This is a genomic window from Pseudomonas bharatica CSV86, assembly GCF_000319305.2.
Lineage (GTDB): Bacteria > Pseudomonadota > Gammaproteobacteria > Pseudomonadales > Pseudomonadaceae > Aquipseudomonas > Aquipseudomonas bharatica.
The window spans coordinates 157,298-170,339 of the sequence record NZ_AMWJ02000004.1 but is presented as its reverse complement, the minus strand read 5'-3'; the positions used below and the strand labels follow the sequence as shown (position 1 = coordinate 170,339).

Genomic DNA, 13,042 nt, shown 5'->3' with positions numbered 1-13,042 from the left:
GGACGACGCGATGAACCGAGTGTTGTACCCGGGTACTTTCGACCCTATTACCAAGGGCCATGGCGATCTGGTCGAACGCGCCTCGCGTCTGTTCGATCATGTGATCATCGCGGTCGCCGCCAGCCCCAAGAAGAATCCGCTGTTCCCCCTGGAACAACGGGTCGAACTGGCGCGTGAAGTGACCAGGCACCTGCCCAACGTCGAAGTCCTCGGCTTCTCCACCTTGCTGGCGCACTTCGCCAAGGAGCAGCAGGCCAACGTGTTCCTGCGCGGCCTGCGCGCGGTGTCCGACTTCGAGTACGAATTCCAGCTGGCGAACATGAACCGGCAATTGGCGCCCGACGTCGAGAGCCTGTTCCTCACCCCGTCGGAACGTTATTCGTTCATCTCCTCGACCCTGGTCCGCGAGATCGCGGCACTGGGCGGCGATATCAGCAAGTTCGTCCACCCGGCGGTGGCCGACGCGCTGACCGAGCGTTTCAAGAAGTAATCTCATCCGGCCAGGAAAACCGCTGCCCGCGTGCAAGATCGGCGCTAATACGGCACAATCGCGCCCATTGGTTTTCAATTGCCAGGGCCTGACAACCTGGCCGGAGTCCCCATGTCCCTGATCATCACCGACGATTGCATCAACTGCGACGTCTGCGAACCCGAGTGCCCGAACGCCGCCATCTCCCAGGGCGAAGAGATCTACGTGATCGACCCGAACCTGTGCACCCAGTGCGTCGGCCACTATGACGAACCCCAGTGCCAGCAGGTCTGCCCGGTAGACTGCATCCCCCTCGATGAAGCCCATCCGGAAACCGAAGAAGAGCTGATGGCCAAGTACCGCCGTATCACCGGCAAGGCCTGATGACCGGCGCCGCCGCGCTGCGTAACCTGGTTCTTGGCGCCGGCCTGGCGCTATGCAGCGTCGCGGCCCTGGCCGACGGGCCAGGTCGCGCGGCGCTGGCCACGCCCCATCCTGCCGCGACCGCTGCGGCACGGGAAGTCCTCGAGCAAGGCGGCAATGCCTTCGACGCGGCGATTGCCATCAGCGCTGCGCTGGCCGTGGTCGAGCCCTACGGTTCGGGCCTTGGCGGCGGTGGTTTCTTCCTGCTGCGCCAGCCCGGCAATCCAACCGCCTATCGCTTTATCGACGCCCGTGAACGCGCGCCCGGCAGGGCCACGGCGGACATGTACCTGAAGGACGGCAAGGAACAACCCGGGCTATCGATCAACGGTCCGCTGGCCGCGGCCATTCCCGGCCTGCCGGCGGCGCTGGACGAATTGGCGGCGCGCTACGGCAAGCTGCCGTTGAAGAATTCCCTGGCCCCGGCGATTCGCCTGGCCAACCAGGGGTTTGCCGTTGATCGCATCTACCGCGACCGCGCCGAAATGCGCCAGGGCGCCATGCGCGACGACGCGGAAACCGCGCGGCTGTTTCTCGACCAGGGCCGGGTGCCTGCGCAAGGAACGCTGATTCGTCAACCGGAACTGGCGGCCACCCTGCAACGACTGGCCGAGCATGGCCGCGACGGGTTCTATCGCGGGCCAGTGGCGGCGAAGCTGGTACAGGAAGTGAACGCATCGGGCGGCATCTGGAGCCAGGACGACCTGGCCGATTACCGTGTCGTCGAACGCGAGCCGCTGCGCTACCGCCTGGCCAACCAGCGCGAGCTGATCAGCGCCCCGCCGCCCTCTGCCGGCGGTGTCGCCATCGCCCAGAGCCTGGCGATGCTGCAACGCCTGCCGTGGCAAAGCGCGGACCGCATCCAGCGCGCCCACTATGTGCTGGAAGTGCTGCGCCGGGCCTACCGTGATCGCGGCCTGCTCGGCGATCCGGACCATGTGGATAACCCGGTCCCGCGCCTGCTTTCGCGCCATCACCTGACGACCCTGGCCGACAGTATCGATGTCCACGACGCCACGCCCAGCGCCAGCCTGCCGCCCGCGCCGCCCTGGCGCGAGGGTGATCACACCACGCACTTTGCGGTGATCGATGCCGAGGGCAATGCGGTGGCCGCGACCCTGTCGGTCAACCTGCCATTTGGCGCAGCCTTTACGCCGGTAGGAACCGGTGTGGTGCTGAACAACGAAATGGACGACTTCGCCGCCGATCCCCAAGGCAGCAACAGCTACGGGCTGGCGGGCAGCCAGGCCAACGCGGTGGCGGCGGGCAAGCGGCCGCTGTCGAGCATGAGCCCGAGCTTCATCGAAAGCCCCAGGGAATTCGCCGCCTTCGGTACGCCAGGGGGCAGCCGGATTCCGAGCATGGTGCTGCTGTCGATGCTGGAATACCTGGACGGACGACCGGTGAGCACCTGGCCGGCGGTGCCGCGTTATCACCACCAGTACCTGCCGGATGTGGTGGAGCACGAGCCGGGAGCGTTCACGGCAGCCGAAATGAAGGACCTGCAGGGCCGGGGATACAACCTGAAGGATGTGGGGCGCAGCTACGGGAACCAGCAGGTGCTGTTCTGGGATAAGCAGGACGGGCGGCTGGAGTCGGCCAGCGATCCACGGGGGTTGGCAGTTCAGAGGTGCTGGAGCACTGAGCTTTTGGGTGTTCTTACTGGCCTCATCGCTGGCAAGCCAGCTCCCACAGGGACCGCGTGCACCGCTGAACCTGTGGGAGCTGGCTTGCCAGCGATGAGGCCAGCTAATCCAGCACAAAACCCTACTTCTGGCACCGCGGACAAAACACACTGGCCCTCTGCCCCAGCTTCACTTCCCGCAAGGTCGAAGCACACACCTTGCACGGCTCCCCGCCCCGCCCATAGACGAACAGCTCCTGCTGGAAATACCCCGGCTGCCCGTCGCCGCCGATAAAGTCGCGCAAGGTGGTGCCGCCACGCTCGATCGCCGCCGCCAGGACGCGCTTGATTTCCACGGTCAGGCGCAGGTAGCGCGCCGGGAAATGCTCCCCGCCTCGCGCCGCGGATCGATACCGGCCGCGAACAGCGCTTCGGTCGCATAGATATTGCCCACGCCCACCACCACCGCGTTGTCCATGATGAACGGCTTGACCGCCATCGACCGCCCGCGCGACATCTGGAACAGGCGCTCCCCTTCGAACAGGTCGGTCAGCGGCTCCGGCCCGAGCCTGGCCAGCAGTTCATGCTCCAGCGGCGACTGACTCCACAGCATCGCGCCGAAACGCCGTGGATCGGTGTAGCGCAGTGCCAGCCCGGACTCCAGCTCGATATCCACATGCTCGTGCTTTGCCGCTGGCAGGCCGATTTCCACCAGGCGCAGGTTGCCGGACATGCCCAGGTGACTGATCAAGGTCCCCACCTCGGCATTGAGCAAAAGGTACTTGGCCCGTCGCTCGACCGAGACGAAGCGCTGCCCGGACAGGCGTACGTCGAGGTCCTCCGGGATTGGCCAGCGCAGGCGCCGGTCGCGGACGATCACGCGGCTGACGCGCTGGCCTTCGAGATAAGGGGCAATGCCGCGGCGAGTAGTTTCGACTTCAGGTAATTCAGGCATGGATCAGTGGCTACCCAGTTCCTGGATGGTCTGCTTGAGGTTATCGAAGTCGTATTCCGACAGGCCGATATAGTCCAGCACCAGGTGCCCGACCGTGTTCCATTCGTGATCGACGTTCTGGTTGCCCAGCACCCGGTACGAGGCGCAGATATGCTCGGCCATCTTCAGGATCGCCAGCAGGTTCTTCAGCGGCGCGGTGCGCGGCGACTCGTCGCTGAACACCGCCAGGGCGTTGTGGTGGTTGGCGATGGCGCTGCTGACATGCTCCGGAAGGCGCCACGACTTGGCGGTGTAGTAGCCGACCACCGCATGGTTGGTGTTGAACACCTGGTTTTCCGTGTCCACCACCCGCTGGCGCTCGCCGGCGCTGGCGTAGGCGTCTTCCAGCACGCTCATGTAATCGGGGAAGCGCTTGTGCATCAGCGGCACCCCGCAGTCGTGGAACAGCCCCAGCGCATAGGCCTCGTCCACCGCCTGGGAGCCGAAGCGCTTGGCCAGGGTCAGGCAGGTCATGGCCACGTCCTGGGCGGTGTCCCAGAAACGGTTGAGGGTAACGATGGTTTCATCGCTCATCTCGCCCTTGATCGACTGGGCGTTGATCAGGTTGATGATCGAGCGGCTGCCCAGCAGGTTCACCGCGCGCTGGATCGAGGCGATCTTGTTGGTCAGCCCGTAGTGCGCCGAATTGACGATCTTCAGCAACGCGCCGGAGAGCCCGGGGTCCTGGGAGATCAGCCTGGCGATCACCTCCAGGTCGGGGTCAGGCATGTACTGCTCCATCTGCAGGTCGACCATGATCTGCGGTTGTGGCGGCACGCTGATGCCTTGCAGGGCTTGCTGGATCTGTTCGGCTGAAAGTTCCTGGGTCATGGCTTCATACTCGGGGCTGACGGGCGATTCTAACCCGATCGCCCGACCGAGTGACGGCCAGTCGCCATGCAATTTGTCGCAGCGGCGGGCGCGGCAAGGGTCGGCACGCTATACTCCCGCTCTTTTTTCCGGAGCGACGTCATGTCCCTGCCCAGCCTTCGTCTCAAAGCCAATGCCGACCGCCGTCTGCGCGCCGGCCACCTGTGGGTGTACAGCAACGAAATCGACGTCGCCGCCACCCCGCTGCACGGTTTCAAGGCTGGTGACCAGGCGGTGCTGGAAGCGGCGGGCGGCAAGGCCCTGGGCATCGTCGCCCTGAGCCCGAACAACCTGATCTGCGCCCGTTTGCTGTCGCGCGACACCAAGCTGGCGCTCGACAAGTCCCTGCTGGTGCACCGCCTCAACGTCGCCCTGTCGCTGCGCGAGCGCCTGTTCGACAAGCCGTTCTATCGCCTGGTCTATGGCGACTCCGACCTGCTGCCGGGGTTGGTGGTCGACCGTTTCGGCGACATCCTCGTGGTCCAGCTGGCCTCGCCGACCATGGAACGCCACCGCGACGACGTTCTCGCCGCGCTGATCCAGGTGCTCAAGCCGAGCGGCGTGCTGTTCAAGAACGACTCCTCGGCGCGGGACGCCGAAGGACTGGAACGGTATGTCGAGACCGTCTACGGCGAAGTACCGGAGTGGGTCGCGCTGGAAGAGAACGGCGTCAAGTTCGAAGCCCCGGTGATGGAAGGCCAGAAGACCGGCTGGTTCTACGACCACCGCATGAACCGCGCGCGCCTGGCGCCGTACGTCAAGGGCAAGCGCGTGCTCGACCTGTTCAGCTACATCGGTGGCTGGGGTGTGCAGGCCGGTGCCTTCGGTGCCAGCGAAGTGTTCTGTGTCGATGCCTCGGGCTTTGCCCTGGATGGCGTGGAGCGCAACGCCGCGCTCAACGGCTTCGCCGAGAAGGTCACCTGCATCGAAGGTGACGTCTTCGCCGCCCTGCGCGAGCTGAAGGCCGCCGAAGAGCGCTTCGACGTCATCGTCGCCGACCCGCCCGCCTTCATCAAACGCAAGAAGGACCTGAAGAACGGCGAGGCCGCCTATCGCCGCCTGAACGAGCAGGCCATGCGCATGCTCAGCAAGGACGGCATCCTGGTCAGCGCCTCGTGCTCGATGCACCTGCCGGAAGACGACCTGCAGAACATCCTGCTGACCAGCGCCCGCCACCTGGACCGCAATATCCAGTTCCTCGAGCGCGGCGGCCAGGGGCCAGACCACCCGGTGCACCCGGCGATTCCTGAGACTCGCTATATCAAGAGCATTACTTGCCGGTTGTTGCCTAACAGCTGATAAGCAACTGAATGAAAAATCCCGGCCTGGTGCCGGGATTTTTTGTTTGGGGCCGGGCCCTGATGCCAGTAATCGACTGACAACTGTGCCGGAAATGCCCTCTCCGATATCCAGCGATTCGTGGGAAGACTGCCGACTAGCGTGGAAGGACTGCCTCAACAAGCTGTTTCCGGAGTCTCCATGCATCATGCTGTCATCGCGTTCCTTCTGTTGCTGACGCTCCTTGGCGCCTTTCCGCTGGATGTCATCCTTCCTTCTTTCCCCGCAATCAGTGCCCATATGTCCGTGGATACCGCCCACGTCGCCTTGTCGGTCAGTCTGTTCGCACTGGTGGTCGCGATAGCGCAACTGATCGTCGGGCCACTTTCAGACCAGTTAGGGCGCCGTCGCTTGTTGTTGGCGGGATTGGCACTCTCCATCACGGGCGCGCTCGGCTGCACGCTGACAGCGCACTACCCGAGCTTTCTGGCGTTCCGCATGGCGCAGGCACTTGGATGTGGTTGTTTCGTACTGTCGCAAGCGCTGATTCAGGACGTGTTCAGTGCACGGCAGAGGAATGGCTTGAGGATTCTGCTCACCACCGCCAGCGGGCTCTTCATTTCGATATCGCCGTTGCTGGGGAGTTGGTTGCAGAGCAGCTTCGATTGGCAGGCCAGCTTTGTCGTCTTTGCGGTTCTGTCGGGGGTGGCCTGGGTGATGTGCCTGTCGATGCTGCCCAAGGACCACCGACCGATGGGTATTCGAACAGGTCTGATCGAGGCCTACGGCCCGTTGCTCCGGGACCGTTCATTTCTGCGTCTGGGCGCACTCGCCTCCGTGGCCTTCTCCTGCCATTTCGCGTTCATCGTGATTTCGCCACTGGTGTTCATGGAGCAGCTTGGGTTGTCGGCGGAGCGTTTTGGGGAGTTCTTTCTGCTTTTCGGTCTGGCTTACCTGGCTGCAGGGCTCTTGGCGCAGCGACTGAACAAATACCTGAAGCCGTTGCAACTGATGAGGCTGGGACTTGTGTTGATAGCTCTAGCGGGGACGATGCTGGTTTTCCAATGGCAGGCGCTGACGCCTTTGCGATTTCTCGTTCCAGTGATGGTAGGGACTACAGGTACGACGCTGGTTCGTCCGGCGGCGACCAGTTGTGCGCTGGCGTTGCATCCGAACCGGGCTGGGGCAGCAGCGGCGCTGGTCAGTACGCTGGTATTTGCGGCGGGAGCGCTTGCCAGCGCCGCAATTACCTTGTTCAGCGACCAATTACCCAGAAGCCTGGGCGCTGGCTTCCTGATTCTCGCCGCTGCCGGAGCACTGCTTTTAGCGCCCCAGTTTCTCCATCGCCGCATCGGCAAGGAAGGATGAACGGCTCTTTACATTGTGATCGCGGACATAACGGTCAATCCGTTGGATCACAAAGCCTGGGAGGGTGACATTGACCTTTTCGGTCTTGCCCAGATAAGGGGTGATATCGATTTCCAGCATTCCCCAACCCATTCCGGCGAAGTCAGGATTGCTCCGGTGAACGGCGGTCCTGGTGGGCATGGGGATGGGCTCACCATTGCCGGCAATCTCTTCGAGCATGATGTGAGCGACTTCGATTGCTGCGGCGTAGGCCTCCTCGAAGGTGTCGCCAGCGGTGACGGCTCCCGGGATGTCGGGGATCTGGATTCCGGTGGCGGTGTTGTCGTCGCCCCATTCGATGCAGATTGGGTATTGCATTGTCATCTCCTGCAAAGGTGCACTCGCTAGTTCAGGCCAGCCCTGTCCCGAATGCTTTTGACCGTGCCTATCGGCAAGTCTTTCTTGGGGTGAGGAACCGGTATCGAGTTCGGGTTGTTCGGGTGCTTGAAGATATGGTGGCTTCCAGTCACACGCTTCAGAACCCAGCCAGCCGCTTCAAGCTCCTTGATTAATTGCCTGCTTTGCACCTTCGTCTCCTAGCCGGATCGCGAAGGGGCAGACCATATCCCGAGACAAATCAGAACACCCTGAAAAAGATGTGTCTAGAGTTATCTTTTAAGATACTGGCCCGAATTTAGGGAGGGCGATTGACCGAGAGAGCGACGCGGACCGTGTGGGAGCTGGCTTGCCTGCGATGGACCGCAAAGCGGTGCTAAAACCATCCAGCACGAGTTCAGTGCTATATCCGATTTCGGACTCGGTGCGCCCAGCAGATTGCATCAATCCAGACGGTCCGGTTTGGCAGGTTTTAGGACCGCTGCGCGGTCCATCGCAGGCAAGCCAGCTCCTACAGGGGAGCGGCGTCGGTTATCAGAGCCCACCCAGCATCGTCTTCACCACCCGCCGATGCATCGGCAGGATCAGGCGCATGTACATCCGCCCCAGCAGGTTATGTGGTTCGACGATGGAGGTCAGGCTGAGCTGGTTGTTGGGGTCGAGGTGCACCGAGATCAGCACATCCAGGTGACTGTCCTTGAGCGACAGCACCAGTTCCCGGTCGGTCACCGCGGCGATCTGGAAGAAATCCAGCTGTTCGCCGACCTTCGGGGTCTTCTGCTCGCGGAGGTTGAAGCCGGCCACCGGCTTGAGCCCGAACGGCCGCACCAGCAGGTCACGCAGGCGCAGCGCACGGTTGATCCAGCCTGGCACGGCGCGGCTCATGCGCTGGTAGGCATCCAGCGCCGTGAGGCTTTGCTCCGGGGTGATGCGCCGGGCGAAGCAGTCGAAGAACCAGGCCGTGGTAGAGAGCATGCGCAGCACGCTGCTGGCGGGAACATCGGCTGGGTGGACCATATTTCCTCCGTGAAAATGCGGTCAGGAAGACGAAGGCGACCACGGTAGCGCCCCGGCCGACGGAAAGCGAGCGCGCCGGCAAAATCGTGAGCCTGCGAACCAACTGTCCATTGCGCCATTCCTTCCGCCCGCCAGCGGTGTAGAATCGGGCCTATTCATCGCCAGTCATCCCCCGGCGGGTTTATGAGCTCTGGCCAAGCGTGCGGCGATCCCGCGACGTCTTTGCCTCATCCGTACCAGCGGCCACCTGCCTTCCGGTACCAAGGACAAGAGAAGCTCACTCCCCTTTTTGTTACCTGATTAGCCGCCAGGAGTGCTTCATGCCTGATTACCGTTCCAAAACGTCCACCCACGGCCGCAACATGGCCGGTGCCCGCGCGCTGTGGCGTGCCACCGGCATGAAGGACGAGGATTTCAAGAAGCCGATCATCGCCATCGCCAACTCCTTCACCCAGTTCGTCCCGGGCCACGTGCACCTGAAGGACCTGGGCCAGCTGGTAGCCCGTGAAGTCGAGCGCGCCGGCGGCGTGGCCAAGGAATTCAACACCATCGCGGTGGATGACGGCATCGCCATGGGCCACGACGGCATGCTGTATTCCCTGCCGAGCCGCGAGATCATCGCCGACTCCGTCGAGTACATGGTCAACGCCCACTGCGCCGACGCGATCGTCTGCATCTCCAACTGCGACAAGATCACCCCCGGCATGCTGATGGCCGCCCTGCGCCTGAACATCCCGGTGATCTTCGTTTCCGGCGGCCCGATGGAAGCCGGCAAGACCAAGCTCGCCAGCCACGGCCTGGACCTGGTCGACGCCATGGTCATCGCCGCCGACTCCAGCGCCAGCGACGAAAAAGTCGCCGAGTACGAACGCAGCGCCTGCCCGACCTGCGGTTCCTGCTCCGGCATGTTCACCGCCAACTCGATGAACTGCCTGACCGAAGCCCTGGGCCTGTCCCTGCCGGGCAACGGTTCGACCCTGGCGACCCACTCCGACCGCGAGCAGCTGTTCCTCACTGCCGGCCGCACCATCGTCGAGCTGTGCAAGCGCTACTACGGCGACAACGACGCCAGCGTGCTGCCGCGCAATATCGCCAGCTTCAAGGCGTTCGAGAACGCCATGACCCTGGATATCGCCATGGGCGGTTCGACCAATACCATCCTGCACCTGCTGGCCGCCGCCCAGGAGGCCGAGGTGGCCTTCGACCTGCGCGACATCGATCGCCTGTCGCGCAAGGTGCCGCAGCTGTGCAAGGTGGCGCCGAACATCCAGAAGTACCACATGGAGGACGTCCACCGCGCCGGTGGCATCTTCAGCATCCTCGGCGAGCTGGCCCGTGGCGGCCTGCTGCACACCGACGTGCCGACCGTGCACTCGGCGAGCATGGAAGAAGCCATCGCCAAATGGGATATCACCCAGACCAGCGACGAAGCGGTGCACCACTTCTTCAAGGCAGGCCCGGCCGGCATCCCGACCCAGACCGCCTTCAGCCAGTCGACCCGCTGGGACACCCTGGACGCCGACCGTGAAAACGGCTGCATCCGCAGCGTCGAGCACGCCTACTCGCAAGAGGGCGGCCTGGCCGTGCTGTACGGCAACATCGCCCTCGACGGCTGCGTGGTGAAGACCGCCGGCGTGGACGAGTCGATCCATGTCTTCGAAGGCAACGCGAAGATCTTCGAGTCGCAGGACAGCGCCGTGCGCGGCATCCTCGCCGACGAAGTGAAGGAAGGCGATATCGTCATCATTCGCTACGAAGGTCCGAAGGGCGGCCCGGGCATGCAGGAAATGCTGTATCCGACCTCCTACCTGAAGTCCAAGGGCCTGGGCAAGGCCTGCGCCCTGCTGACCGATGGCCGCTTCTCCGGCGGTACCTCGGGCCTGTCCATCGGCCACGCCTCGCCGGAAGCGGCAGCGGGCGGCGCCATCGGCCTGGTGCAGGACGGCGACAAGGTGCTGATCGACATCCCGAACCGCTCGATCAACCTGCTGGTCAGCGATGAAGAGCTGGCGGCACGGCGCATCGTGCAGGACCAGAAGGGCTGGAAACCGGTGGAACAGCGTCCGCGCAAGGTGACCACCGCGCTGAAGGCCTACGCCCTGCTGGCGACCAGTGCCGACAAGGGTGCCGTACGCAACAAGGCCCTGCTCGACGGGCTGTGAGTGCTAGCCAGGCGGTATAAAAAACCGGCGCCTTGGGCGCCGGTTTTTTTATGGTCATTTTACTGTTGAACGCACCCTACCCGGGTCTACAGTCGATAGTCGGTTCAAGGCAATAGTCAGTGACTCATCATCAAAGATCTTGCTCTTTCTTTTTCCAGCATCAGCCCCACCGGACCAGTTTTTCAAAGCCTCTCGAATAGCCGCAACATCGGGCGCAACGCCTTCTCGACTCAACAACCAGTCCACCGTCGCCAAGAGCTCCATTCCGAAAGGCGACTCGAATCCATCAATCAAATCAGCAGTGAATTCCAAAGCAGGCAGATGTTCCTTAGCCTCACTATTCAGATACGCATGCACGAAGGACTTGCGCCCATCATCGAACCAAATCACATCCGCAGGGCCTGCATCGCCTATGCGCTTTCCACAATGCAGATAGCTTCCATCAAGGTTGTCGAGCAAATGCTCCAAGCGGTTGGCGTAGGGTCCGTATTTATGTGCTACGAACTTGAGCGCGAGAGGATTATTGTCTGGAGTAAAACGCTCAATCGAGCGTTCCAGAAACCATGCCAGCTTCTGTATTTCCAGAAGACTGCACTCCATCCCCAGCACCCAGTAGCGCCTTACAAGCTCGGCAATCAAGGCACGGGCAGGAGTCAGTTGTTCGACCCCGCTACGCTTTGACACGTTCTGGTATTTGTCGGTAGGTTCAAAAACCAGAACATCTGCATCGAGATCACTGAGAACCGCCTCGATCTGCTCTCGCACAGACGACCAAGGCAACCCACCGTTACCCGCTCCTAAAGGGGGAATCGCGATCGAAGAAACATGATTGGCAACTATAAACCTTCGTAGATCATGCAAACCATCTACGATCCAGGCGAGCTGCGAGGGCGACCGCCAGTGCTGCTTGGTGGGAAAGTTCACGATCCAGCGTGGTCCATCCAGCTCGCTGACCTCTGTGACAAACATTTTCCCGATGACCACTTCGTTCGCTTTGCAGGCAGCCCCATAGAGACGATAGTTCTCGGTGAAGCGCTCCTTGAACATCAGCGCTATCCCCTTACCCATCACCCCTACGGTATTGACTGTATTAACCAGTGCTTCGGCCTTCGCCTCCAGCAGGTTACCTTGTGCAAAGCGAATCATTGGAAATACCACCCCGGTCGAGCATGAACGGGAAGGTCCAGCTGACATTGCTGAACCTCCTTGTCGACGCGTCGTTTTACATTTTCGTTGTAGCAGACTATCCCCAGAAGGCCAGCAACGGGGACATGCTCATGGATCAACGCCTCAGCTTGATAGCGCTCCATTTTACGCGGGTCATCCGGATCGCGCTTGAAGTCCCTATGCTGCAGAAGGGCCCAGTCGACTTTGTCCAAATGCTGCAGATCACTATAGTACCTACTCCAGTTGGGGTAGGCGTGAGCGTCAGTAAAGAGGAACTGCAAGTCCATGGATTGGAGATGATACAGGCTCGAGACCAGGATCACGATCTCTTCGTTGCGCCGCTGCTGAACCCCCATCCAGAGTGAATATTTTTCATCATCACCGAAAACGGCGTGAAATAGAACGGAACGTAGTCCGCCAACGTTCCCCCAGGGGCGATCTGTACTTTGCGCTGTGAACGCTTGCTGATCAGATCAGGGTTACCAATGCTTACATAATGTTCAGTGAGCCGACCGGACCCAACGGCATCCAGCCCATTGGACAGGACCCATGGCAGATTGTCCCTATGGATGATTCTCCAAATGAGAGCTTTCTGAGGGTTGAGGTTCTTGAAAATCATCTGATTAGAAACATATTGGGGTTCGCTTCGATCCAAAGCCTTGGGTGACCCAGTTCGGCCGCCAAGGCTGCAAGCCTCCGCCTTAGCGCGTCAGAGGGCGTGTAAATTTTGGCGAAGTCGGCTACCGGTACGGGACTTGGGGAAAGACATTCTGCCATGCAGACATGGCGACAGGCAGGGTCCAAATAGTCTCTTTGGTCCATGAGCGCCCAATCAATGGCTTTGATGCCGTCTTCGTATCCCATTATGTCCGGACGGCCTCCCGCGAGCGGGTGGCGGGGGATGATGCGCCAGTCCTGCCTTTGTGCATGATCACGGTAGACCGCAATCAACACGAAATCCCTGCCGGGGTGGTCAGCTTGAACCCTTCCATCGAACGGGTTTCTGGAGAACCAATGAAAAGGAACAAAAGTTTCCAAAGCGTTGTGCGTCCTCCCTTCGATGATCTCAGCATCTGCCACATCCGTGAACTCATGACCTTGTAAATTTGCCCTAGGCTGCAATCCCCTCTGAAGAATTGAAAAAGCATTTTCAAAGCTGCTCAGGTGGTAAATAAAGCGTTTATCGCGAATGCTCACCACTGACACCTCATAAATGGCCATCAAAATAATGGCCACTTATGGCATTGGATCCAAAACCAAGCAAGATGCAGAAATGGGTGCTTACAACATCTTGA

The 13,042-nt window shown here is 61.4% G+C and carries 13 protein-coding genes and 2 pseudogenes; 6 read left to right on the top strand and 9 right to left on the bottom strand.

Annotated features, from left to right (window positions below):
* Positions 1 to 10: 10 nt before the first annotated feature.
* The 3 genes and pseudogenes from coaD to ggt all read left to right on the top strand — a co-directional run.
* The gene (coaD, locus tag CSV86_RS27340) at positions 11 to 490 is read left to right on the top strand and encodes a pantetheine-phosphate adenylyltransferase (protein ID WP_009396756.1); all 480 of its coding nucleotides are present in this window, start codon (positions 11 to 13) and stop codon (positions 488 to 490) included.
* A 111-nt stretch (positions 491 to 601) separates the two neighbouring features.
* Positions 602 to 853, top strand: coding sequence for a YfhL family 4Fe-4S dicluster ferredoxin (locus tag CSV86_RS27335; RefSeq protein WP_009396754.1), 252 nt, complete (start codon positions 602 to 604; stop codon positions 851 to 853).
* Positions 853 to 2,511, top strand: a pseudogene (gene ggt, locus CSV86_RS27330) (gamma-glutamyltransferase); the annotation flags it as partial. The gene CSV86_RS27335 and the pseudogene ggt, both read left to right, overlap by 1 nt.
* Before the next feature lie 148 nt (positions 2,512 to 2,659).
* Here ggt and CSV86_RS33915 read toward each other — a convergent pair.
* The 3 genes from CSV86_RS33915 to CSV86_RS27320 form a co-directional block, all read right to left on the bottom strand.
* Positions 2,660 to 2,710 carry a zinc finger domain-containing protein gene (locus CSV86_RS33915; RefSeq protein ID WP_512700234.1) on the bottom strand — a complete coding sequence of 17 codons (51 nt, stop codon included), beginning with the start codon at positions 2,708 to 2,710 and terminating at the stop codon, positions 2,660 to 2,662.
* Positions 2,711 to 2,874: 164 nt separating this feature from the next.
* Entirely contained in the window at positions 2,875 to 3,471 is a 597-nt protein-coding gene (mutM, locus tag CSV86_RS27325) for a bifunctional DNA-formamidopyrimidine glycosylase/DNA-(apurinic or apyrimidinic site) lyase (RefSeq protein ID WP_512700235.1), read from the bottom strand.
* Between the two features lie 3 nt (positions 3,472 to 3,474).
* Positions 3,475 to 4,287, bottom strand: coding sequence for an HDOD domain-containing protein (locus tag CSV86_RS27320; RefSeq protein ID WP_170395222.1), 813 nt, complete (start codon positions 4,285 to 4,287; stop codon positions 3,475 to 3,477).
* Positions 4,288 to 4,482: 195 nt separating this feature from the next.
* Between CSV86_RS27320 and CSV86_RS27315 the strand changes: the two genes are divergently transcribed.
* Together CSV86_RS27315 and CSV86_RS27310 are read left to right on the top strand one after the other, a co-directional pair.
* Positions 4,483 to 5,679 carry a class I SAM-dependent rRNA methyltransferase gene (locus CSV86_RS27315; protein ID WP_009396750.1) on the top strand — a complete coding sequence of 399 codons (1,197 nt, stop codon included), beginning with the start codon at positions 4,483 to 4,485 and terminating at the stop codon, positions 5,677 to 5,679.
* A 180-nt stretch (positions 5,680 to 5,859) separates the two neighbouring features.
* Positions 5,860 to 7,026, top strand: a complete 1,167-nt coding sequence (locus tag CSV86_RS27310) for an MFS transporter (protein ID WP_009396749.1) — start codon at positions 5,860 to 5,862, stop codon at positions 7,024 to 7,026.
* On the opposite strand, the gene CSV86_RS27305 is transcribed toward CSV86_RS27310, so the two are convergent.
* The 3 genes from CSV86_RS27305 to CSV86_RS27295 form a co-directional block, all read right to left on the bottom strand.
* Positions 6,982 to 7,383, bottom strand: a complete 402-nt coding sequence (locus CSV86_RS27305; RefSeq protein ID WP_009396748.1) for a type II toxin-antitoxin system HicB family antitoxin — start codon at positions 7,381 to 7,383, stop codon at positions 6,982 to 6,984. The two genes, CSV86_RS27310 and CSV86_RS27305, sit on opposite strands and share 45 nt — an antisense overlap.
* Positions 7,384 to 7,409: 26 nt before the next feature.
* Positions 7,410 to 7,592, bottom strand: coding sequence for a type II toxin-antitoxin system HicA family toxin (locus CSV86_RS27300; protein WP_009396747.1), 183 nt, complete (start codon positions 7,590 to 7,592; stop codon positions 7,410 to 7,412).
* A gap of 343 nt (positions 7,593 to 7,935) precedes the next feature.
* Positions 7,936 to 8,418 (bottom strand): DUF2867 domain-containing protein, encoded by a 483-nt coding sequence (locus CSV86_RS27295; RefSeq protein ID WP_009396746.1) that lies wholly within the window; start codon positions 8,416 to 8,418, stop codon positions 7,936 to 7,938.
* 320 nt (positions 8,419 to 8,738) lie between these two features.
* On the opposite strand from CSV86_RS27295, the gene ilvD reads away from it, so the two are divergent.
* Positions 8,739 to 10,580 (top strand): dihydroxy-acid dehydratase, encoded by a 1,842-nt coding sequence (gene ilvD, locus CSV86_RS27290; protein ID WP_009396744.1) that lies wholly within the window; start codon positions 8,739 to 8,741, stop codon positions 10,578 to 10,580.
* Between the two features lie 54 nt (positions 10,581 to 10,634).
* On the opposite strand, the gene darG is transcribed toward ilvD, so the two are convergent.
* The 3 genes and pseudogenes from darG to CSV86_RS27275 form a co-directional block, all read right to left on the bottom strand.
* On the bottom strand, positions 10,635 to 11,726 hold the full coding sequence (gene darG / locus CSV86_RS27285) for a type II toxin-antitoxin system antitoxin DNA ADP-ribosyl glycohydrolase DarG (protein WP_009396742.1): 1,092 nt from the start codon (positions 11,724 to 11,726) through the stop codon (positions 10,635 to 10,637).
* Positions 11,723 to 12,366: pseudogene (gene darT, locus CSV86_RS33100) on the bottom strand (type II toxin-antitoxin system toxin DNA ADP-ribosyl transferase DarT). Before darT ends, darG begins: the two are co-directional and overlap by 4 nt.
* Positions 12,363 to 12,944 (bottom strand): DarT ssDNA thymidine ADP-ribosyltransferase family protein, encoded by a 582-nt coding sequence (locus CSV86_RS27275; protein WP_051032680.1) that lies wholly within the window; start codon positions 12,942 to 12,944, stop codon positions 12,363 to 12,365. Before CSV86_RS27275 ends, darT begins: the two are co-directional and overlap by 4 nt.
* Between the last annotated feature and the right edge of the window lie 98 nt (positions 12,945 to 13,042).

Excerpts from the sequence above, each read along its gene's own strand:
- CSV86_RS27315 (WP_009396750.1), top strand. The coding sequence starts at position 4,483 with ATGTCCCTGCCCAGCCTTCGTCTCAAAGCCAATGCCGACCGCCGTCTG.
- mutM (WP_512700235.1), bottom strand. The coding sequence starts at position 3,471 with ATGCCTGAATTACCTGAAGTCGAAACTACTCGCCGCGGCATTGCCCCT.
- CSV86_RS27295 (WP_009396746.1), bottom strand. The coding sequence starts at position 8,418 with ATGGTCCACCCAGCCGATGTTCCCGCCAGCAGCGTGCTGCGCATGCTC.
- CSV86_RS27335 (WP_009396754.1), top strand. The coding sequence starts at position 602 with ATGTCCCTGATCATCACCGACGATTGCATCAACTGCGACGTCTGCGAA.
- darG (WP_009396742.1), bottom strand. The coding sequence starts at position 11,726 with ATGATTCGCTTTGCACAAGGTAACCTGCTGGAGGCGAAGGCCGAAGCA.
- ilvD (WP_009396744.1), top strand. The coding sequence starts at position 8,739 with ATGCCTGATTACCGTTCCAAAACGTCCACCCACGGCCGCAACATGGCC.
- CSV86_RS27310 (WP_009396749.1), top strand. The coding sequence starts at position 5,860 with ATGCATCATGCTGTCATCGCGTTCCTTCTGTTGCTGACGCTCCTTGGC.
- CSV86_RS27305 (WP_009396748.1), bottom strand. The coding sequence starts at position 7,383 with ATGCAATACCCAATCTGCATCGAATGGGGCGACGACAACACCGCCACC.
- coaD (WP_009396756.1), top strand. The coding sequence starts at position 11 with ATGAACCGAGTGTTGTACCCGGGTACTTTCGACCCTATTACCAAGGGC.